Origin of the sequence: Pseudoalteromonas sp. KAN5, from assembly GCF_022846535.1 — a bacterium.
GTDB lineage: Bacteria > Pseudomonadota > Gammaproteobacteria > Enterobacterales > Alteromonadaceae > Pseudoalteromonas > Pseudoalteromonas haloplanktis.
This window is the reverse complement of the sequence record NZ_AP025589.1, coordinates 3,223,266-3,246,626: the sequence shown is the minus strand read 5'-3', so window position 1 is coordinate 3,246,626 and position 23,361 is coordinate 3,223,266. Positions and strand designations below refer to the sequence as shown.

The 23,361-nt window shown below is 40.2% G+C and carries 17 protein-coding genes (1 of these 17 cut by a window edge); all 17 read right to left on the bottom strand.

Annotated elements, in window-relative coordinates; all coding sequences use genetic code 11:
* Window positions 1-37: 37 nt before the first annotated feature.
* Window positions 38-1,579 (bottom strand): F0F1 ATP synthase subunit alpha, encoded by a 1,542-nt coding sequence (gene atpA, locus KAN5_RS14480; protein ID WP_016710495.1) that lies wholly within the window; start codon window positions 1,577-1,579, stop codon window positions 38-40.
* 14 nt (window positions 1,580-1,593) lie between these two features.
* Window positions 1,594-2,127, bottom strand: a complete 534-nt coding sequence (atpH, locus tag KAN5_RS14475; RefSeq protein WP_016710496.1) for a F0F1 ATP synthase subunit delta — start codon at window positions 2,125-2,127, stop codon at window positions 1,594-1,596.
* Between the two features lie 16 nt (window positions 2,128-2,143).
* A complete protein-coding gene (atpF, locus tag KAN5_RS14470; protein ID WP_016710497.1) occupies window positions 2,144-2,614 on the bottom strand; it encodes a F0F1 ATP synthase subunit B in 471 nt (156 codons plus the stop codon).
* A 41-nt stretch (window positions 2,615-2,655) separates the two neighbouring features.
* Entirely contained in the window at window positions 2,656-2,889 is a 234-nt protein-coding gene (atpE, locus tag KAN5_RS14465; protein ID WP_138683981.1) for a F0F1 ATP synthase subunit C, read from the bottom strand.
* A 60-nt stretch (window positions 2,890-2,949) separates the two neighbouring features.
* Window positions 2,950-3,804 (bottom strand): F0F1 ATP synthase subunit A, encoded by an 855-nt coding sequence (gene atpB, locus KAN5_RS14460; RefSeq protein WP_016710498.1) that lies wholly within the window; start codon window positions 3,802-3,804, stop codon window positions 2,950-2,952.
* A gap of 15 nt (window positions 3,805-3,819) precedes the next feature.
* Window positions 3,820-4,200 (bottom strand): ATP synthase subunit I, encoded by a 381-nt coding sequence (locus KAN5_RS14455; RefSeq protein WP_138553995.1) that lies wholly within the window; start codon window positions 4,198-4,200, stop codon window positions 3,820-3,822.
* Between the two features lie 142 nt (window positions 4,201-4,342).
* Window positions 4,343-5,260, bottom strand: coding sequence for a ParB/RepB/Spo0J family partition protein (locus KAN5_RS14450; RefSeq protein WP_244389982.1), 918 nt, complete (start codon window positions 5,258-5,260; stop codon window positions 4,343-4,345).
* Window positions 5,261-5,277: 17 nt separating this feature from the next.
* A complete protein-coding gene (locus KAN5_RS14445; protein ID WP_016710501.1) occupies window positions 5,278-6,063 on the bottom strand; it encodes a ParA family protein in 786 nt (261 codons plus the stop codon).
* Window positions 6,064-6,077: 14 nt separating this feature from the next.
* Window positions 6,078-6,698: a 16S rRNA (guanine(527)-N(7))-methyltransferase RsmG gene (gene rsmG / locus KAN5_RS14440; RefSeq protein WP_016710502.1), complete on the bottom strand. Its 621-nt coding sequence runs from the start codon at window positions 6,696-6,698 to the stop codon at window positions 6,078-6,080.
* 15 nt (window positions 6,699-6,713) lie between these two features.
* On the bottom strand, window positions 6,714-8,603 hold the full coding sequence (gene mnmG, locus KAN5_RS14435; RefSeq protein WP_244389981.1) for a tRNA uridine-5-carboxymethylaminomethyl(34) synthesis enzyme MnmG: 1,890 nt from the start codon (window positions 8,601-8,603) through the stop codon (window positions 6,714-6,716).
* 431 nt (window positions 8,604-9,034) lie between these two features.
* Complete coding sequence (locus tag KAN5_RS14430) at window positions 9,035-9,481, bottom strand: flavodoxin domain-containing protein (RefSeq protein ID WP_138553999.1); 447 nt, start codon at window positions 9,479-9,481, stop codon at window positions 9,035-9,037.
* Between the two features lie 636 nt (window positions 9,482-10,117).
* Entirely contained in the window at window positions 10,118-10,876 is a 759-nt protein-coding gene (locus KAN5_RS14425; protein WP_244389980.1) for an isocitrate lyase/phosphoenolpyruvate mutase family protein, read from the bottom strand.
* 126 nt (window positions 10,877-11,002) lie between these two features.
* The gene (locus KAN5_RS14420) at window positions 11,003-11,575 is read right to left on the bottom strand and encodes an OmpA family protein (protein ID WP_138553992.1); all 573 of its coding nucleotides are present in this window, start codon (window positions 11,573-11,575) and stop codon (window positions 11,003-11,005) included.
* Window positions 11,576-11,580: 5 nt separating this feature from the next.
* Entirely contained in the window at window positions 11,581-12,885 is a 1,305-nt protein-coding gene (locus KAN5_RS14415) for a TolC family outer membrane protein (protein ID WP_016710508.1), read from the bottom strand.
* Window positions 12,886-12,897: 12 nt separating this feature from the next.
* Window positions 12,898-14,205 carry an HlyD family type I secretion periplasmic adaptor subunit gene (locus KAN5_RS14410; RefSeq protein WP_016710509.1) on the bottom strand — a complete coding sequence of 436 codons (1,308 nt, stop codon included), beginning with the start codon at window positions 14,203-14,205 and terminating at the stop codon, window positions 12,898-12,900.
* On the bottom strand, window positions 14,202-16,304 hold the full coding sequence (locus KAN5_RS14405; RefSeq protein WP_244389979.1) for a type I secretion system permease/ATPase: 2,103 nt from the start codon (window positions 16,302-16,304) through the stop codon (window positions 14,202-14,204). The genes KAN5_RS14410 and KAN5_RS14405 overlap by 4 nt, the downstream gene beginning before the upstream one ends.
* Window positions 16,301-23,361, bottom strand: the end of a protein-coding gene (locus KAN5_RS14400; RefSeq protein ID WP_244389978.1) for an Ig-like domain-containing protein. 17,971 nt of this gene lie beyond the right edge of the window; 7,061 of the gene's 25,032 nt are visible here — the last part of the coding sequence; its start codon lies off the right edge, out of view; its stop codon occupies window positions 16,301-16,303. The genes KAN5_RS14405 and KAN5_RS14400 overlap by 4 nt, the downstream gene beginning before the upstream one ends.

Here is a 23,361-nt window from a genome sequence, read left to right as displayed (position 1 = left end):
TGCTTTAGCAAACTAAAGCGCACCATTAATAACTAAATTACCAAGTTTGCGTAGACTTGAACTTCTCTAGAAGTTCTTTAAGTTGCGCTTCGATCTCGGCGTTGTAGTTACCAGTTTCATTGATTTGAGCCACAAGCTCTGCGTATGTGCTATTAGCATAAGAAAGTAAAGATGCTTCAAAATCCATGATCTTAGCGATTTCGATATCTTTCAGATAACCTTTCTCAGCTGCAAATAGCGACAAAGACATTTCAGCAACAGACATTGGCGCGTACTGTTTCTGCTTCATTAGCTCTGTTACACGCTCACCATGCTCAAGTTGAGCACGTGTTGCATCATCAAGGTCAGACGCGAACTGCGAGAACGCAGCTAATTCACGGTACTGAGCTAGGGCTAGACGGATACCGCCACCTAGTTTCTTAACGATTTTAGTTTGTGCAGCACCACCAACACGCGATACCGAGATACCAGCATTTACTGCCGGACGGATACCTGAGTTGAATAAGTCAGTTTCTAAGAAGATCTGACCATCGGTGATAGAGATAACGTTAGTCGGTACGAACGCAGAAACGTCGCCGCCTTGAGTTTCAATGATAGGCAATGCCGTCAATGAACCTGTTTTACCTTTCACTTCACCATTGGTGAATTTCTCAACGTACTCAGCGTTTACACGCGATGCACGCTCTAGAAGACGAGAGTGAAGGTAGAATACGTCACCTGGGTATGCTTCACGACCTGGTGGACGCTTAAGTAGCAATGAGATTTGACGATAAGCAACAGCTTGCTTAGATAAATCATCATAGATAATTAGCGCGTCTTCACCACGGTCACGGAAGTATTCACCCATAGTACAGCCCGAGAACGGAGCTAAGTACTGAAGTGCCGCAGACTCAGAAGCAGATGCAACAACTACGATAGTATTTGCTAGGGCACCGTGCTCTTCTAATTTACGTACTACGTTAGCAATAGTAGATGCTTTTTGACCAACCGCTACATACACACACTTAACGCCTGTGCCTTTTTGGTTGATGATTGCATCGATTGCTAGTGCAGTTTTACCTGTTTGACGGTCACCGATGATAAGCTCACGTTGACCACGACCAACTGGGATCATCGCATCAATAGATTTATAACCAGTTTGAACTGGCTCATCTACTGATTTACGTTCGATTACACCAGGGGCAATTTTTTCTACAGGTTCAAAACCGTCGTTATCTAAAGCGCCTTTACCATCGATAGGGGCACCTAGTGTGTTTACAACACGACCAAGTAGACCACGACCAACAGGAACTTCTAAGATACGGCCAGTTGTATAAACTTTTACGCCTTCAGTAAGGTCAGCGTATGGACCCATTACTACTGCACCAATTGAGTCACGCTCAAGGTTTAGTGCGATAGCATAACGGTTGCCAGGAAGCTCAATCATTTCACCTTGCATACAGTCAGCTAGACCGTGAATGCGGATGATACCGTCTGTAACAGATACGATAGTACCTTCGTTACGAGCTTCACTTACAACTTCGAACTGCTCAATACGTTGTTTGATCAGATCTGAAATTTCAGTGGAATTAAGTTGCATGCTCTTTTTCCCAATTACGATTGTAGTGTTGTGGCTAGGCGGTTTAATTTACCGCGTACTGAGCCGTCGATAACAGTGTCGCCAGACTTAATAATAAGTCCGCCAACGACTGTTGCGTCTTCACTACAATTCAGCTTAACTTTGCGTGCGAAACGTTTTTCAAGTGCCGCTACCAATGTCTCCTGCTGCGCTGCAGCAAGAGGTGTTGCCGAAATCACGTCTACTTCGATTTCTTTATCGTATTCTGCTTTAAACTCAGCAAATAACTCTGCAACTGCAGGTAGGGCTATCAAACGTCCATTTTCAGCCATCACCTTCACTAGGTTCTGACCTTGTTCGTTGAGCTGCTCAGCACAAATTTTGTTAAATAACTCAGCTTGTGCAGTAGCAGTAGGCAATCCAGCTAAAATGCTTGATGCTTGTTCATTGCTGGCAACTTGGCCAGCAAAAAACAACATATCATTCCAGCTTTCAATAGTGCCTTTTTCAACGGCAAGTTCAAAAGCCGCTTTAGCGTATGGGCGAGCGATAGTAGTCAATTCAGACATGCTCATACCCTCCTAATTACAGCTCAGCGACAAGTTTTTCAACGATGTCACTGTGTGCGGCTTGATTGATTTCGCGCTCTAAAATACGTTCAGCACCAACCACTGCAAGAGTAGCTACTTGTTTACGTAGCTCTTCAGTTACACGGTTACGCTCTGATTCGATTTCAGAATGCCCTTGAGCAATAATTTTTTCACGCTCTTGCTGACCACGAACAGTTTCTTCGTCAACAATTAGCACGGCACGCTTTTTAGCTTGATCAATGATATCAGCCGCTTGAGCTTTTGCATCTTTAAGCTGTTCAGCAGCTTTCTTTTGCGCAAGTTCTAAGTCTTTTTCGGCTCTATCAGAGGCAGCTAAACCATCTTCGATTTTCTTCTGGCGAGCTTCAATTGCACCGTTTAGTGGTGGCCATACGAATTTCATACAAAAAAGTACGAACACCGTAAATGCAATTAGTTCACCGATAAGAGTGGCGTTTAAGTTCACGACCGCTCCTCCTTAAATAGTAAGCTGTTCAAAAAATAAAATTAAAGTACGAACAAGATTACCATCGCGATACCAACACCGATCATTGCAACAGCATCGATAAGACCAGCAAGGATGAACATCTTAACTTGTAGTGAAGGTGCAAGCTCAGGTTGACGCGCACATGCTTCTAGGAATTTACCACCCATGTTACCGAAGCCGATTGCAGTGCCGATTGCACCAAAACCGATAAGTAAAGCTACAGCGATATACTTAAGACCGATCATTAGTTCCATTTTTTTCTCCAAAGTTTCAATTGTAAATTAAAGTTAAAAGTAAAATTGTAAATATATAAATTAGTGATTATCTGAGCTCGCCATGCTTAGGTATACGATAGTCAGCATCATAAATACGAATGCTTGCAATACGATAACTAAGATGTGGAATACAGCCCAAACAAAGTGCAACGGTAGTTGCATTAAACCTACTGCGCCGATCAAGATGAATATCAACTCACCAGCATACAAGTTACCGAACAAACGTAGTGCTAACGAAAAAGGCTTAGACACAAGTGCAATTAGTTCTAGTAATAAGTTACAAGGGATTAAGAAAATCATCGCCAGTTTGTTGTTTGAGCTAAACGGGTGAAGTGTAAGCTCAGCAATGAAACCTGTAATACCCTTGATTTTAATTGAGTAACCGATCATCAAAATAAACACGCCTAATGCTAAAGCAGCGGTTAAGTTGATATCAGTGGTAGGTACGATTTTCATGTATACGTCATGAGAATCCATACCAAATGCGTTTTCGCCAACAAATCCAGCAAATGCAGGTAAGAAGTCAACAGGTATTAAATCCATTAAGTTCATTAAGAATATCCAAACGAATATTGTTAATGCTAATGGTGCAATTAACTTGCTTTTGCCATGGAAGGTATCGCGTACGTTGTCACCAACGAACTCAACGATCATTTCAATAAAGCATTGAAATTTTCCTGGTACACCAATTGTTGATTTTTTAGCGGCACTACGGAAGATCCATAAAAATACTAGACCTAGTCCAATAGACCATGCGAGGGTATCTATATGCCATGTCCAGAAGCCACTGTCCGCACATGCTTTGTTGAAGGCAAGACCGGTATCGGTCGAGCACATCTTAGCATTGGTTAAGTGGTGCTGGATATGGCTTGATATAGTCACTTCTTCAGCCATGTTATATCCCAAAAGTTAATGTTTAAAAAAAACGGGCGCAAACAATCCAGTAAATAACGCGAGTACATAACAACTAAAGAAAGGTAATAAAATTACCGGAAAATGCTTTAGTACTAACGCAAACAATACGATTGTCAGCATAAATTTTAGTCCGTTACCACGTTTTAACGAGGCATACGCTTGATCTGCTCTGCTTGCACCCATATATCTGAATGCATAGATGGCAAATACACAGTGAGGAAGTACGGCTACAGCGCCTCCAGCTAATGCTGAGAGACCGGCACTTACTCCCCAACCGATAAAAACGATTATGGCAGCAACTAGGGCTACACTACCTTGCAAATAGATTAATTTTAATGCAGCCAATCGATAAGGCGCTGCTAACTTATTTGTCACTTTTAGTTAACCTTATTGGCGTTCTATTTGTCAGGGCATGAAAACTGGCGAAATTATACTGATTCCTGCCAGTTTTGCAACTTGAGTCGGTGTATTGTGGTGCAAATTTGCGACGAATGTCTCTTTTTGGACATGATATTTATTAATGCTCTAAACTTTCGGCATTTATACGGCTTAAAATGCCATCTAACTCTTCTAAATTAGTATAGGAAATAACCAAATTCCCTTTGCCTTTTTTATTGTAGTTAATTTCTACTTTAGCCCCGAGATTTTCAGCTAATTTCAACTCTAACTGTATGACATCTGGATCTTTTTTAACAGTTTCTTTTTTAGGGGCAGGCTCTAAGATTGAACGAACGAGTTTTTCCGTTTCACGTACTGTGAGTGCTTTCGCTACAGCAAGTCGGGCGGCATCAGATTGCGCTTCACCTTCAAGGGCTAATAAACAACGTGCATGGCCCATTTCAATGTCACCATGTTCCAACAAAATTTTAACATCATCATTAAGATTATTTAGTCGTAATAAATTGGTGACAGTGGTACGAGATTTGCCAACCGCATCCGCTACTTGTTGATGAGTTAATTCAAATTCAGTTAATAAACGATGTAACGCAACGGCTTCTTCCATGGCATTTAAATCTTCACGCTGAATATTCTCAATCAGTGCGATAGCCACAGCTGCTTCATCTGGTACATCTTTGATTATACATGGTACAACATCAAGTTTGGCTAGTTGTGCAGCGCGCCAGCGACGCTCACCAGCGATAATTTCATAACTATCCTGCGCAACAGGGCGCACTACGATAGGTTGAATAATGCCTTGCGAACGAATTGAACTAGCAAGTTCTTCAAGCGCTTCTTCTGACATGTCTTTGCGTGGCTGATATTTGCCTGAATGTAAGAATTCAATTGGTAGCTTTTGTAACTCACTACTAGTAGGCTGAACAATAACATCCTGCTCACTCGTATTGAGTTGTTCTTTGTCGATACTCGGTGCTGGTTTTGACGAACTTAATAAAGCATCGAGTCCTCGGCCTAAGCCACGTTTTTTAGCAGACATGTTCTTTTTACCTCAAGTTAGGCGACGATTGGGGATATTTTTTCTTTTCTGCGTAACATTTCACCGGCTAATGCTAAATACGCTTTAGCACCACTTGATGCCCGGTCATAATACATAGCAGGTGCACCAAAACTGGGCGCTTCAGCTAAACGGACATTACGTGGGATCACAGTGCGGTATACTTTATCGCCAAAATGCTGTTTAAGTTGTTCAGATACATCATTAGCCAAACGATTACGTGGATCATACATAGTACGTAAAATCCCTTCAATTTGTAGTTTTGGATTAACTAACTTAGCTAATTGGGTAATGGTGTCCATTAATGCGGTTAAGCCTTCTAAAGCGTAATACTCACATTGCATAGGCACTAAAATAGAATCAGCGGCCGCCATCGCATTAACTGTCAACATATTCAACGATGGAGGACAATCAATGAAAATAAACTCGTACTGATCAGATATTTTTTCCAAGGCATTGCGCAAACGTACTTCACGCGCATACAGCTCCATCAACTTGACTTCAGCAGCGGTTACATCACCGTTAGCGGCAATTAAATGATATTCACCTGAGGTTTCTTTACAAACAACATCATCAATCGGTTTATCTTCGATTAATAAATCATAAATTGTTGCTACATCACCGTATTTATCAACGCCACTACCCATAGTCGCATTGCCTTGTGGATCAAGATCAATCAGTAGCACTTTGCGTTTGGTTGCGGCCATTGAAGCTGCGAGATTTACCGCAGTGGTGGTTTTACCCACACCACCTTTTTGGTTTGCTATTGCGATGACTTTTGCCACAGTGTTTCTGATCCCTAGTCTTTAGATAGAATAATTAAATGCCTTTGCGCATCTAACTCTGGTACTTCCAAGGAAATTTTTTGCTCAAATTTGATACCCGAAGGTAATGAGTCTAGCTCTTCACTTGGAAACACGCCTTTTAAAGCAATAAATTTACCTGAATGATCAATCAAGTGTGAACACCAGTCAACCATATCTTGTAAAGAGGCAAATGCGCGACTTAAAACACCATCTAATTTAACACTTGGTTGATAATCTTCAACTCTAGACTGCACTGGGGTTACATTTTTAAGGCCAAGTTCGTGTTTAACCTGCATTAAAAAACGAACTCGCTTACCTAAACTATCTAATAGAATAAATTGTGTATCAGGTAAAGCAATGGCCAAAACGATACCCGGAAGACCAGGACCTGTGCCAACATCAATATAATGATGACCGGGTAGGTGAGGAGCAACAACCAAGCTATCCATGATGTGTTTAATCATCATATCCTCAGGTAAACGTACTGAGGTTAAATTATAAGCTTTGTTCCATTTATTAAGTAACTCAACATATTGAACAAGTTGTTGCTGTTGTTTTTCGGTTAGCGCAATATCAGTTTGCGCTAACAAAGTAGTTAATTGTTGCTGTAACACAATATTCCTTAATGACTACGCAATTTTACGCAGTAAACCTTGCTTCTTTAGATACACTAATAATAGCGAAATAGCCGCAGGCGTGATACCAGAAATGCGCGATGCTTGGCCTATTGTATCAGGACGAGCAGCTGTTAACTTAGCTACAACTTCATTTGATAAACCTGAAACAACCGAATAATCATAATCTTTAGGTAGCACAGTTAACTCATGACGAAGTTGTTTATTGATCTCATCTTGCTGACGTGCAATATAACCCGCGTATTTTGTATGGATCTCAACTTGTTCTAATGCAGCGGCGTGATCAAACTCTGCTCCTAAACCTTCGATCGCCATAAGATCGTTATAGCGGATCTCAGGACGACGTAATAACTCTTCTAAACTTGCTTCACGGGTTAATGGCGTTTTTAGTAAGCTATTTACTTGATCAATAACGGCATGATCTTTATGGATCCAAACATCTTTAATACGTTGTGATTCTTTCGCTATAATATCCATTTTTTCATTAAATGCCTGCCAGCGCTCGTCATTAACCAAGCCTAACTCACGACCTTTAGCTGTTAAACGGATATCAGCATTATCTTCACGTAACAATAAGCGGTATTCAGCACGGCTAGTAAACATACGGTATGGTTCTTTAGTACCGAGTGTTGTTAAGTCATCAATCAATACGCCTACATAAGCTTCATCACGGCGTGGTGTCCAAGATTCTTTACCTTGTACTTGTAATGCTGCATTCATACCTGCAATCAGACCTTGCGCACCGGCTTCTTCATAGCCTGTAGTACCATTTATTTGACCCGCAAAGAATAAACCGTCAATAAATTTAGTTTCTAATGACTTTTTAAGATCTCGTGGATCGAAGAAATCATACTCAATAGCGTAGCCTGGGCGACAAATATGGGCATTTTCAAAACCGGTGATCGACTGTACAATTTCAAGTTGTACATCAAATGGTAAGCTTGTTGATATACCATTAGGGTATAGCTCATAAGAGGTTAAACCTTCTGGCTCAACAAAAATTTGGTGCTTATCTTTATCAGCAAAACGAACAATTTTATCTTCAATAGAAGGGCAGTAGCGCGGGCCAATTCCTTCAATTACACCTGAATACATTGGTGAACGGTGTAAGTTATTACGGATCACCTCATGGGTTTTTTCATTAGTATAAGTGATATAACATGGGATCTGTTGTGGGTGATCTGTTTGTTTACCCATGAATGAAAATACAGGGGTTGGCGCATCACCAGGTTGTTCCTGCATTTTAGTAAAATCGACAGTGCGTGCATCAATTCGTGGTGGCGTGCCTGTTTTTAAGCGATCAACACGAAATGGTAATTCACGTAAACGCTTTGCTAAGGCAATTGAAGGTGGATCACCCGCACGACCACCTTTAAAGTTTTCTAAACCAATATGGATCTGTCCACCGAGGAAAGTACCTACAGTCAATACAACTGATGGAGCACTAAAACGTAGGCCCATTTGGGTTACTACACCGGTAACTTTATTGTTTTCAACGATCAGATCATCACATGATTGTTGAAAGATCTTTAAGTTTTCTTGGTGTTGTAAAATATCTTGGATAGCAGCTTTATATAATGCGCGATCAGCTTGCGCGCGAGTTGCACGAACAGCAGGGCCTTTCGAAGAATTTAAAGTTCGAAACTGGATGCCACCTTTATCGATCGCTTGTGCCATTGCGCCGCCTAGTGCATCAATTTCTTTGACCAAGTGACCTTTGCCAATGCCACCAATTGCTGGATTACATGACATTTGACCAAGGGTATCCATATTATGAGTCAGCAGTAGGGTATTCATACCCATACGTGCAGCAGCTAACGCAGCTTCTGTACCTGCATGTCCACCACCAACAACAATAACATCAAAATTTTCGTGAAAAATCATTTCGGGATCCTACTTAAATCAACCAGCAAACTTCCAAGGGGGAGCGTATTCTACCTATAAATTGTCAGAAGATAAATGATTAAACTATCAGCAAGATCTAAGTAAATGATCTCTAATAATATAAAGGATCTTTTAAAGAGATCTTTTATTTCTATTACTACTACTGAACACTATTTCTGTTGATAAGGCTTAATTTACTTATTAAAACATTAAGTTAGATCGGATCTAAAGGTGTTGATATGATCAGATCTAACTGAATATAAGCTCTGATCAAAAAGGCTCTTTATACACAGGGGGTATTGGATCAGATCTTATCCAATGGATAAGATACCTTTAAATCGCAGTTAGATCATAGTTTATCCACAATTAGATCTAAATAGTCAGTAAATTGTGGGTAACTTTTCTGGTGGATCTAAGTTGTTAACTTGATTCTATGCACGTATTTTTTCGATCCAACTAGGTAACCAGGCTAGTGCAGTGTCTTCGGGCAGTTGTTCATCAAGAATATTTAACTCTAAACGTTCTGCTACACAGCTGGCACCTTTGCTAAGTAACAGTTGCTCAAGGTTACGGCCTGCAAGGTTGTAAGTATCGTAACTTGTATCTCCTAAGCCGATCACTGAGAACTTTAAGCCTTTTAAATCATTAACTTGATTAATGTCTTCTACAAAAGCTAAAAGGTTTTCAGGGTAATCCCCAGCGCCATAAGTTGAGGTACAAAGTAACCAAGTTGTATTTTCTTGATTTATTTCAAAAAAGTTAGGTTGATCATGGACTTCTGTCGCGATCCCTTGGGAAATTAACTGCTCTGCAAGTTGTTCACCTACGTATTCCGCAGATCCCATTTGGCTACCTATAATGATATTGACTGAGGTCATTCTTGAGCTGATCACACAATGGGTTATTAGTGCGCTTATAATAACTGAGTTTATTCAGCAGTAAAGCCCTGAACATACTTTATGTATAAGTTTTTTAGGTACAAATGTTGTTGTTTTCCCTTTTATTATTTTAAGTGTCTGATATTTATAATGTTAAATAACTTATTCCAATATGTAATCATCTGATCAAGCTGTTGATAAAAAGTGGGGAAATAACATCAAGTATTTATTTTTAGTTATTTTTTTATGCTAAGTAATTGATCTTTCTTTTTATAGATGATCAATTATAAGATTGTTTATGATTTTATAAATGGCGATCATTATGTGGATAGATCGACTGTTGATAAGGATCATTATTGTGAAAAGTAAATTTTGAGAAAGTTAGAAATGAGCTAAAAATAGAGGGTAAGTAGAAAATAAACAGCAATAAAAGACTTGTTTGTAGTTTTTTTGTACTTTGTTGGTGGTTTTATTTAATAAGTAGTATGTTTAAAACGGATCACTTTATTAAAAATGCATAAAAAAAGCCCAAATTGTGGATAACAATTTGGGCTCTGTTAGATCAATTTTCAGATATGTTGGTATTTCCGTCACTAATTTTGATCTTTACGTTATCTATTTTGCGTTGAAAAACTATCACTGGAATAAATGATCGCAATTTTTAGCGTTATTAAAGGTACAACTGGCCGTTAAAATAAAGTGTTTTGTCGCATCAAATAAGCTATTTCCCAGCGAAAAGCGCTGCACGCCTTGAGTAAATAAGCTATTTGAATCGGTTGCTAAATCATCAGCCATTATATTTAGTGGCACACTTAACGCAGTTTTTAGTTGTTTTATTGCTGCTGAATCAGTTAATCCAGGGATGAATACTCCATCAATGCCGGCCGCTTGGTATGCTAAAGATCTGGTTATTGTTGGGCCTATTTTAGCTGTTTGCAGGAAACAGTCTGTTCGTGCATTTATAAATAATTGCGAAAATCCGTGCTTATTTAGAGTTTCTTTAATGGCAGATAGGATAGCTATTTGCTGTTTTTGAGTGCGTAATTTGCCCGTTTTTTTATCAGAATCTTCTATATTTATACCCACAGCCCCTAATTTTGCGACGGCTAAAACATGCTGACAAATGGTGTTTATATCATTACTGTACCCCGATTCAATATCGACAGAAATAGGGATACTAACCGCATTTACAATTGGTTTTAGTTGATTTAAAAATTCTGCAAATGAGCATTGCTCACCATCTTGTTGGCCACGAGCTTGCGCCATTCCCCAACTGGTTGTGGCTATTGCTGCAAAACCTGCTTGTTCTAATAGCAGAGCGCTGAGAGGATCCCATGCATTTGGTAATAGTAATATGTCGTTATGCAATTGGTGAAAGATTTTAAATTTATTCATAATGATCTCTGTGTTGAATTTCATTATGACTATAAAAGAATGTGTTGTTTATGCTGGCCATATTCGGTATTGAACGCTATTGGCATAAAAAAACCTTAGCCAAGGCGGCTAAGGTTTTTATGGCTTTTAATTACCGTAAAGCTGCCACTGTTTTTTGTAGCCTGTTGAATCTGGAAGACTTAATACAGCAATCAGGCGAGTATCACGACCTGCAAGGTTTTTCGGCATATGAATAGGGTATTCATAGGTTTCTGTTTGCAAGCGACTGCTACTTACGCCATTCGCAATAAGTATATCTGTGACCGTTTTAATACGACGTTGAGCAAGCTTACGATTGTATTCATCAGTGCCTTCAATACTGGTATCACCAATTAAATATAACTGAGTTTGCGTATATTGCTTCATTTCTTCGGCAAGTTCGATCACTTTAACTTGCTCTTGCGGCGTTAATGTATCTTTATCAAAACCAAAATCAATAACACGTATATCAGCTTGTGGAATGTTTGTTGCTGTTGGGCAGCCGTCGTTATCAGTAATTGCTTGATCTTGCGTTTGTGCGCAATTGTCACGGGCATTAATTACACCATCGACATCGCTATCATATAGATCCCGTGATTGTTCTTGTGGGGCGTATAGAACAGCATCTGAGGCGCAGCCGCTAAGGCCTAAAATAGTTACAATTAATAATAAATTTTTCATGATGATTATTCCTTATCGTCTTCTAAACGCCATGCTTCTGGTGTATCAACACGCAGTGCTTCCACCAGCTTTCCTGTTGCATTAATCAAACGATAGCTAGCTTTACGTTCATCAAATGCGGCATTTAGGTAGTTACGACGAGCAACAAATAGTTCAATCTTAGAATCCAGAACATCTAATAGTGAGCGTCGCCCTAAATCAAATTGTTTATCGTAGCCTTGCTGTGCTTGGCTGGCAAAATCGACATTTTGTTGGTAGAAGTTTTTTTGCTCGCCTACAAAAGTATAGGCATTCCAAGCTAACTTAGTGCCTTCTGTAACTTGTCGAAGAGTGTTATCGCGTACAGCGGTGGCTTCTTGATAGCGCCATTTTGAGGCTTCTGTTTTAGCATTAGTGCGACCGCCATTATAGAGATCATAACTCATGGTCAGCATGATACGCGCGTCATCATCTGGGCCCTCAAAGCCACCAATATTTTCGTTATCATTCACATCAAGCTCAAGAGCTAGTTTAGGCCAATAACCACTTTTATCGCGCTCTATTTGTTTACTGGCGGCATTGATATCTAAATTAGCAGCGCTTACCTCAGGGTGTGAAGTAACTGCCAAGTCAATTGCTTGTTTTAAATCCGTAGGTAAATAATTGGCATCAGGCTTTGGGATCATTAGATTATCAGGATAACTACCTACTAGATCATAGTAATTAGCCTCTAAATCGAATTGATTATTTTTTGCTGCTAATAAGCCTGATTGTGCGGTCGTTAAGCGAGCTTGTACTTGAGCAACATCGGCATCGCTACTAAGTCCTTTGGACTTTCGACTTTGAATATCTTTTAATATATTTTGGTGATCGACCACATTTTTTTGTTGTAATTTAACTATTTCTTGGGCTTTGATCAGATCTAAATATACTTGGCTTACTTCCAGGCCAATGTTTTCTGCTTCTGACACTAAGCTTTGCTGATCTGCACGCATTTCATAATCAAGTCGTGCTACATCAGATGAAGTTTTAAAGCCATCAAACAGCATTTGTGAGATTTTTAGGCCCAATTCGCGGCGATCCATCTCTGTATCAACGGCGTTACCGCTGTTATTGGTGACATTTTCGTAGCCATAAGCAGCATAAAGCCTAATTTGTGGTAAATATTCGCTAAACGCGGTGCGTTTATCACGATATTTTGCCTCAAAGTGCGCATATTTTTGTAATAAGCGCGGATTTTTGTTGAGTGCTTCAGCAACTGACTGTTCGAGTGTTAATGCATGAGCAGTACCACTCAATGCAATTAATGGGAGTATAGCTAAAATACGCATTCCGTGTCCTTTTTATGGTTCTCTCATGGCATTGGCTTTAGCACGCAAAAGCGGCTTTAACCAATACTGTAAAACGGTTTTTTTACCAGTCAAAATATCTACACTGGCTTGCATGCCGGGTATTATTGGTTGTTGAGCCAATATATTCCCATCGGTTTTTATATGTGCTTCGTAATAGGTGGTGCCATCTTCAAGCTGTGAGGCGTCAGGACTCACATAGATAACTTCCCCTTTTAGTCCGCCGTAGATTACAAAGTCATAAGCGCTAAACTTCACCATGGCAGGCATACCTTGGCGAATAAAACCAATATCTTTAGGTGCTATTTTGGTTTCGACAATAAGTTTGTCGTCCAAAGGCACTATTTCCATAATGACTTGGCCTGGCTCAATAACTCCTCCTACTGAGCGTGAGGCGATATTTTTTACAGTGCCAGTTAGCGGCGATTTAATCTGGGTTTTTATTAATCTGTCTTCTAATGCTTTACTACTTTCTCTAATTTTAGCTAAGTTATTGGTAACTTCATCTAATTCATTTTGGGCGTTGGCAATATAGTCAAGGGCAACTGACGTACGCTCTTCTTTGCCTTGTTCCTTAGCCGCCATAAGTTGCTGTAATAGCGCATTGGCGCGATTAACTTCTCCCGAGAGCATGACTTCTTCACGCTGTAGTTTAACTAGTTCCATTTCAGCTACTGCGCCATCATCAACGCCTTCAGAAGTTAATTTTACTTCACGAGAAATCAATTCTAGGCGTTGTTTTAATGAATCAATATTGGCTTGTTGTTCAATAATAGCTTGGCTTTGTTGCAAAATCATTTGCTGGCTTTGCTGTAGCAAAGAACGCAGTTGCGATAAACGTGCTCGGTAGCTATTACGTGCACTGTTTGCAATATGGGTAGGAACATCGCTTGCAGCTAAATTGACCTCAGTAATTGCAACTCCGGTGACGGTATTACGATCTATGACGATGGTTTCTAGCTCTGCTTTTAAGCGTAATTGTTTCGCTATTAAGGCATCTCGTTCTTGATTAGATTCGGCAAATGCTGCAGCAAAACGTGTATCATCAAGGAGTAATACAGGTTGTCCTTGTTGAACTAGTTCACCTTCTTGAACCAAGACTTGTTTTAAAATACCACCATCGAGATTTTCTACGGTTTGTACTGTTTGCGCTGGTACTACGTTTCCTTCTCCTACGATGACTTCATCAAGAGTGGCAAATGTTGCCCATATAATCATTGTAATTAGGACTAAAAATACAATAGCTATTAATTTTTGTGCTTGGCGCGCGGCTGCTAATTGCGACACTTGTAGTTGACTCATTGCGAATCTCCTTTTTGTGTCACTTTGATAGCGCGCAAACGACGATTACTGCCACTAAATAATTGTTGCGGCGTTTGTATGTCTCGTAGTTCTCCATTTTCGAGTACGATTATTTTATCGCACATAGCCAGCACTGCGGCTTTATGGCTGGCAATGATCATCGTGGTATCATCGATACTTTTTAAGCTGCTTATTATGTGGCGTTCGCTGATTTCATCCATCGCGCTGGTGGGTTCATCAAGTAATAATAGTTTAGGGCGCTGTAATAATGCTCTTGCTAACATTACAGCTTGGCGTTGCCCACCTGATAAGCAGCGGCCAAATTCTCCTACTTGGCTTTCAAGACCTGACTCTAATCGTTCCATAAAGTGGTGAATACCCGCTAATTTAATGGCTCTGGCAAGCTCATTAGGGTCGATATTCTGTGCACCTACAGTGATGTTTTCTAATAAACTGCCATAAAAAAGCTGTGGATTTTGTGCCATCCATCCGGTATTTCGGCGAATTGTTTTCAGTGACCATTGTTTTATTTCAATATCGTCGTAAAAAATTTGTCCGCGTGTCGCTTCATATTGACCAGCAAGTAAAGCCAGTAGCGACGATTTACCTGAGCCCGCAACGCCAAAAATACCTATTTTTTCGCCTTTTTCTATACTCAAGCTAATATTTTTCAATACCGCAAGTTGTTGCTCTGGGTAATTAAAAGTTAGCTGTTTAACGCGAATGTTACCGCTAATATCGCTGTAATTATTTAGCACACTTTGTTGATTTTCTTGTGGCAGTTCAAGTACTGCTTTGACAGAGTCTATTGCAGACTCTGTCTGCTTATACTTGAGTAATAAACTGGCTATTTGACTCACTGCGCCACCAGCTCGGCCGCTTATCATCACCATGGCGATTAATGCGCCCATACTCACTTCTCCAGCTTGTATGAGGTAAACGCCCGCGACGATTAAACCGATAGTAGTAACTTGTTGTAAAGTGGCAACAGAGTGGCTTAGGGTATTGGCACTGTGACGAGATTTATTTTGCCAAAGAGATAACTGCGCCATGGTTTGCTCCCATGTTCGCTGTGCTTTTTGCTCACTACGGCTTTGCTTTAGCTCTACAATTTGGTTTAAGTATTCAATTAAATAGGCTTGGCGCTGGGTGCTGAGCTTTGCGGCTTCTTCAACGCTATGGGTTAATCTACCTTGTAAGAATGCACCAATTAATACTATTAACAACATTGTGGTGATAGGGATCAACACGATTAACCCACCTAACCAGGCTATTAATGCCAAAAACATAATTGTAAATGGTAAGTCTATAGCTGATACCAATGTTGCCGATGTAAGGAACTCCCTAACACTATCAAAATCTTGTACTTGTTTTGCATAAGCGCCAGCTGATTCAGGTCGATGCTCTAAGCGCATACCAATCACTTTGCTAAATAGGGTGCTAGATACCTTTAAATCAATCTGCTGGCCCGCCGTATCAGTAAGCTGAGTACGGGCTTGTTTTAAAAACCAGTCAAATGAAATAGCTAAAAAAGCACCAAAAGCAAGTACCCATAAGGTATCGGTTGCGGCATTTGGCACGACTCTGTCATATACATTCATTGTGAATAACGGGATCACTACGGCGAGTAGGTTTACTGTAAACGAACCTAATAATAATGAACCGTAAAAAGGTTTTACCTCATCAATAACGGGTTTTAGCCAACTTGGAATTTTACTGTGGATTGAAGTTGAGCGTTTATCTATCACTTCGTGAACACTGATAAACCAACTCAATTGACCCTGTAAACTCGTTAATTCCTTTATGGGCTCTTCAGCATTCGTGTATAGCAGTTGCAATTGTTGATCTTGTTTATTCAGTAAGTAAAGATCGCCGTTATTATCGACAACTAAAGCAGGAAACTGCATTTTACTTAGCTGAACATTTTGCTGAGCTGCATTGATGTTGCCATTGAGTAAAGCGCGTTCAATGTGATTATGAGTTATTGCAAGGTCAGGCAATCCATCTAGAACTTGATCGTCATTACATCGCTGTGCAAATAACTCATTTGCACAGCGTACCAAAGTAATGATTTGTTGCTGATTAATATTCATTTTCATGGTTCGATTGAATCCACACTATCCATTATGCGTAGTAGCTCATGCTCAAAGTTATCGGCACTGCCACTAAATGATTCACTGTTGTCTCTACTAATATCATGATTTGCATAAGTTTGCTTATCTAAGATTAATTGCAACTGTCCGATTGTTAACTCAGACATCAGTTCTGTGTTGTTACCAGTTTGGTTATTACTTGATATTAAAACGGCGATATCTTGTATCTGGCCAACTTGAGTTTCACCATTTAACTCGGCATAAGGCGTAATAACTAAAGTAAAGTTATCATTGTTTTGTGTGCCTAAAACTTCTAAGCCATCAAGTTGATCAAGCTCTACTTTCCATACATTGCCATTTTGGCTACCTGCACTAAATGTAACATTACTTGGGTAACCACTTATTTCAATATAACCCGATTCTTGTGTTGTTGAGTTTTGCAAATCAACATCAAGATTAAGTACGATAGTATCGCCTTCTTGGGCATTGATATCTTGAGGGTCTTGTTGCCAAATAGGAGCATCGACCTGAGGTTCTAGCGTAACAGTAAACTCAGATGTTATGACCTCGCTAATGTCTGACATTTGATTACCTAGCACTGTAGCTGTATCTATACTGGCAATATCGACCTGCATGTCGAGGTTACCCCAAGCAAGAGTGCCGGCATTAAAGTCAAATCCTTGTACTTGATTACTCGCAACGACCATGGTTGCAATAAAGCCACCAGCGCCGTCGCTAGTAAAGTTTACGCGCTGTCCATTAACATCAATAAAGCCGCCTTCTAAGCCTATGAGAGCTGTGGCATCAGAGGTTGCTGCTATTTTTACTGTTAATTGAATCTGTTCGTCATTGTTACTATCTTCACTAATCGCAGCGAGATGAATATTAACGGTATCGTCTTCATTTGCGTTATAGGATGTATCTGGCGCTCGAATGAGGTCAACACCATCACCAATAGGACGAACTCCCACAGTAAATTCAGCCGTTGTGGTTAAATATCCACCTGGGTCTTGATCTTTGGTTATCGCTTTTAACGTCAGCGGGATATCGCCATTAAAATCTTCAGGTGGAATAATTACTACATTACCACTAGCTAGTTGCTCAGATGTTACACTCCAGTTATAGGTTTCTAAGCCTTTAAAGTCGCCACCATCAGTACCATTATTTGCTAAGGTTGTGTAGGTCCCATCACCATTATTTATAGCAAGGATAGCCCCGTTAGGTACGCCGGAAATACTAACGTACATGACTTCTGAACCATCAGTATCAAATAGCTCTGCTCTGATGCCATTTAAGCTGATTGCGCTATCTTCATCACCTAAGATGTTAATAACAGTTAGTGTTGCATAATCTGTAACTGGTTTTACATCTAATGTTAAGGTTGTGGTAAAGCTATCTGTATCAGTAATTGTTCCTGTTGAAATAGTAGCTGTATCTGTTACTTGGCCTGATATCTCAAGCCTTACGATGTTCGAGCCAGATAAGTTAAGGGGTGGAGTAACGCTCACTCCAGCAAGTGCACTTGTCAGTTCTGTTGCTGATGTGCCTGTAAATACATAACTATTATCAGTACCTTCAATTAGCTCAAACATACCGGAAGGATCGTTTAATGTGCCACCATCCAATAGTGTGATTGTTAGGTTGTTACTCGGATCATTGTGATCAATGAGTACATTTTCTACACCTCCGCTTGTTGCTGAAAGGTCGCTATCAGCAAAGGCTAGGGCAATACCTAAAGGTTGCGAGGTATCTTCTTCAATTTCATTGGTTGTCACTGTGGCTATGATGCCATCAACATCTGGGGTTACATCAATAGAAATAATTTGACTATCATCTATCACCGTATCACCACTGACAGGGTCAACCGCTATAACACGGATAGGAATATCTAAGATTCCGGCGAAGTTATTGCCAGGGGTTGAAATGCTAATGCCGTCTAATGCACTTGCTGGAAATACATATTCATACACAGCTTGGCCACTTGCGTTATGAATAACTTCTACGCCAGCGCCACTAATTGTCGTACCTGCTGGTAAGTCAGAAGCTAAAATTCTAATACTGATTTCATCATTATTATCTGATGTGAAATTATCAGTAAAGTGACCATTAAAATCTATTACACCATCTTCAATGGCATCCACAACAGTATTTTGGATCTGATTTACAGGACCCGCGACGGAGTCAGTAGCACCTTGAGTGAACTCTACTTGTAAAGTGCCAAAAATGGCATCGTTATCCGTTAAATCTGTGACTTTTGCAGCCACAGTTACTTCTATTGCACCATCAGTTGCATTGTCACTAACAAGAGTAACACCACTTAGAATATCTACAACATCAACACTAGATGCAGTCGTGCCCGCAGTGACTGGTATTATCCAACGACCATCTCCATCAGGAAGAGCGCCTGGGTAGTCAACATAAAAACCTTCACCTTCAGGAAGAATTAGCACGATATAATCGATGGTTTCTGAGCCATCAATATCGGCTTCATTAAAGGTAATAGCACCCGTTAAATCTAAGCGACCAGTGTTACTAACTAATATATCGTTTGATGTGGCTACTAATTCACTTCTATTACCATCGACTTCAATATTTTTGTCGAAGTCAGGAGCAATTGTAACTGTACTAGTTGTGGCTATTTCTACAGGTGTTGTATTACCATTATCTGAAGTATCAATTACGGTATAAGTGATATTGATTACATATTCACCAGAGGCATCTTGTGGTGGTAATATGGCTAAGCGACCACTGGCTAAGAAACCAGCTAGATCTCCATTTGCTAAAGTATCTAAATCAAGAGAACCAGTAAATTCAATTTCTGCACCATCAAGTAGCAGTTTTACACCTGCTGGTAACCCTGTGATGACCGCGCCAATAATGACTTCACTGCTATCAGCATCGGGTGTTATTGGATTAACATTCAATACCGCGGCTTGATCTTCAGTACCTGATGAGCTGGTGGCTAGGTTAGATTCATTAGAGTCAAGAATCGGCGTGAGGGTGATATCTACTTCCATTGAGTACTCACCAGAATCACCATCAGGCTCTGTAGTTACTGTGTAAATATTAAAATTAATACCTGTGCCACTAAAATCACCTTGTGGTTTTAAGTACAGAGTTTGTAATTGCTCGGCAGAAACTTCAAACACAGGTTTACCATTTTCAGCGCGGATAACTTCAAGGGCAACAGGATCACCATTACTATCTACGATAGTAACGCCATCAGGAAGGTTGGCAATCAGTAAGTTAATTACTTCAGAGCCATCGTCATCTGAGGTCTTTACAAGGAAGTCGAGTGCAATTAAGTCATCTTCATCAAATTCAACGGCGTTAGTAAGCAAGGCTAAGTCATCGTCATAAGCCCAGTTTGCCCCTGTATCTACAGTGGGTGGGTCAATCACTCCTTTTACTGTTACAGTGAGTGTTTTTTCTTCACTGCGTGCAGACTCAGCTCCTAGTTTAATTGCCACGCCATCAACGATTGATTCATAAGACACCGCGACCACTGAAACTGTAAAGGTATCAGAGAAAGAGCTGATATCTTCAAGTGGGATAAGTTGAATATTGCCTGCGATGATATCGGCACTACTTGCACTGTATGTGCGATTTCCTAAATCTGTGATTGTAGCGCCATTAAGCGCAGTCATAGACCAGCCTGTTGGTACAGTGAATTCATAAAACAAACTTTCTGAACCATCGGTATCAGTCAGTTGCCCGGTGACAAATTGATTTGCATTAATCGCTTCATCTTCATTACTACGCACATTAGCAACGATTAACTCAGGAACATCAGCTACAGGCTGCAAATCAACAGTAATCGTTTGCGCATCTTGTTCTGCTACATCTTGATTATCTTGCTCCGTGGCAATGGCGGTTACATCAAAGGTAAACGAGCCTGCTAGGTTTTCTGTGCCTTCAGCAGTTAGGTTTGCTATTTCACTTGCGCTTAGAATGTCACCATTATTAACAACTGTACCGTTAACTTTGAGGATCAAGCCCGATTCAATATTTTCAATACGGAAAGTAAGGACTTCTGAGCCATCAGTATCTTGTAAATTAGCCACTAGGTTGAGAGCTAATGGAGCACCATCTTCTTCGCCAAGGTAATAGAAATCTGAGCTTTCATCCCACAAAGGTGTATCTGCCACTGAATTTATGGTTACAGGGATCTCACTGGAAATTGTTCGAGAGCCCGCATCATCATCGGTGATAATAACATCAACATTTAGGGTGACTTGTTGTTCGTTTATGGCATCAGAGGTGTTTTCTGCTGGGATGAAGATTAAAATACCTGCAGGCAGTGTGGTTCCTGCTGGCACTGTAGAGCCTGTAGGTAGAGTCGTTTCTTCCTGTAAAACGCGTAGGTTGTCGCCTCTAAATACCACAAAACCATTTTCAATAGGTAAGCTGATTGGGGCGCCTCCAGGGCCCTGTAAAATTAACGTTCCGCCATTAAGCGAATCAACACTTATCTTAATCTCAGTGATTTCGTCACCGCTATCTAAGTCACCTGGGTAAGCTGCTAGTTCAACAATAATATTGCCATCTTCGTCACCTTCGGGTTTATAAAATACAATTTTACCTTCGCTGTCTTGAACGTGTAAGTTAAGAGTGTTTGTAACTACATCCCCATCAGCATCGGTTACCTGGTATCGTAAAGAATCTTCATAGATGTTGGTATCAGCTATAAATGGGCTGGTCGTAATCGAAACACTACCATCAGCATTTATCGTAATCGAACCATACTCTTGGTCGCCACTACGCAGTATAATGGTATCACCAGCTTGATAGTTGACATTTAGGTAAGTGATTTGTGTGATCTGGGCACCATCAGCGCCTTGTTTAATACCATCGAGTAGGTCAGCCGTTAGGCTGTCTCCTTCTGAGAAGGTTAGTTCAGTATCAACAGCAACAGGTATATCATCTTTAATTGAAACGGTTAGGTTTTGTGCTGAAGATTTATCACCATCAGCATCAATAGCTTGAATTTCAAAGAGTATATCTAACTGATTAGTGCCATCCCCAGTTGCATGATCAAGTGCTTGGCTTTGCTTATACTGATATGTGCCGTCAGTTAAAAAGCGGATTCTAAATACTTCACTACTATCTGTTGCTCTTGCAATGTACCAACCACTATCCGTTGCTGTATCTGATAAGGTTACGGTTTGTCCACCTTTTGTGATTCCATCGAGGCTAAAGCCATCAGCTAATGCCACGGCAACGATTTCATCGCTACCTTGAGATAAAGTATATTTTCCGTGAATTGTAATACTGTCGTTATTGTTTAAATCAAATTCGTCGACGATAGTATCAGGGGTACCAGGTGTCACAATCTCAGGTGCTAAACCATCGTCCACATTGACGATGATTTCGTTAATAATGCTACTGTTATCAGCATCGATAATGGCAACAGGTACAATTAAGCTTAGTTGAGTCTCTTGCTCATTTAGATGGTCAATTCCACCAAATAAATTGAAGCTAATGGTTGCACTGGATGTTTGACCTGCAGCTAAGTTGAAATTAGTTGGTAAACTGGTTTCAAATATAACTGTGCCATCTGATAGTTGCCCTTGAGCCATGCCATTGCCTAAGTTGACCCAAGTGATGGCTTGACCGTTTTGGGTTAAGGCGTTGCCTTGACTATCGACTACCGCATCGCCACTATTAAATTGGAAATTAATATCAATAACTGGGTCGTTACCGGCGGTGATCGTTATTTCACCTTCATCGCTATTATTAAAGCTACTACCATCTTTAGGTATTTCACTCACATTGAGAATAGGCGTATCACCGTCAATGCTGTCGTCATCTATCACTGTGATGTCTAAATTTGCGGTTACTTCATCACCGTCAAAGTCAATCATCTGTACTTTTAAGTTAATTGCATCTGTAATATCTTGGTCAAGCGCACGATATAAGGTAACAACATAATCTTGTGCAAGAGAGTCGGTTTCAGCATTGAATGTGCCTGTCAGCTCAACCTTAAAAACAGGATCATTACTATCATCAGTATGGCCTATAATTGTTTTACCGTCAGCGCTGATAAAGTAACTAATGGTCACATTGTTACTGGTGAGCAACGGTTGCTCAAAGCTTGGTGAAAACGATACATCCACAATACTATCTGAGCCAATTAAGGTTGATAATTGGCCCGTAGCAACTTGAATGCCTTGAGATAAGTTACGCTCATCTAAAGTAACACTGGTGATGCCTGCAAATTGCGGATCGTTACCGTCAAAAATAGTAATTGATGCATCACCTGCTGCTATTTCTGTGCCGTCTAAATCTTGTGCTGTGACTGTAAAAACTAATTGTAACTGCTCTGAAATAGTATGATCTAAAGGTCCTTGCTGTTGATAAAGCGCTGTGGCCAGTAAGTCGTCGCCCTCATTAATTGCAGATAGCGTGATATTAATTATGGTGTTTTCACCCGCTGTTCCTATTAGGGTTTTACCATCTTCAGATAGAGTGAATATGATTTCATTGTCATCACTTGTGAGGTCTAGTGCGTTTAAGCGAGCCAATGTTGCACTATTAAATGCGATAGAATCAGCTAGCAACGTATCTGAGCCAGAAAAAATAGTAAAGTTTATAGTATCGTTATAAGTTTGATCATAGTCAGGTTCAGTGAGGTTTAGATTATTATCAACCATGTAACCAGCCTCACCATCTGTAACTTTAATGGTTGCTGTTGCCGTATCTAAACTGCCATCCTTGTCCGTGATCGTATAATCAAAGCTAAATTGTTGCGGTATTTTGTGGTTTAAATTATCACTCGCGGTAAATTGCCAAACACCTGTGCTATTTACAACTAAAACGCCATATTTGAGTGTAACCGTAGCTGGAGTATCTTGAGTTATAGTGTAAGTTTCACCTGCTATTACTATTTGTGTAACAGTAAGTGGTCCTTCTATAGTGAAGTCATTACCTAAAACTGTACCATTACTCACCTGATCTTCTACTACACTGAAACTGTCATCACGAGCAAAAGGAGGTGTATCATTTATGGTGATGTAAGTCGGTAGAATCACCAGTTCGGATGTACCATCACTATCATTTTGCA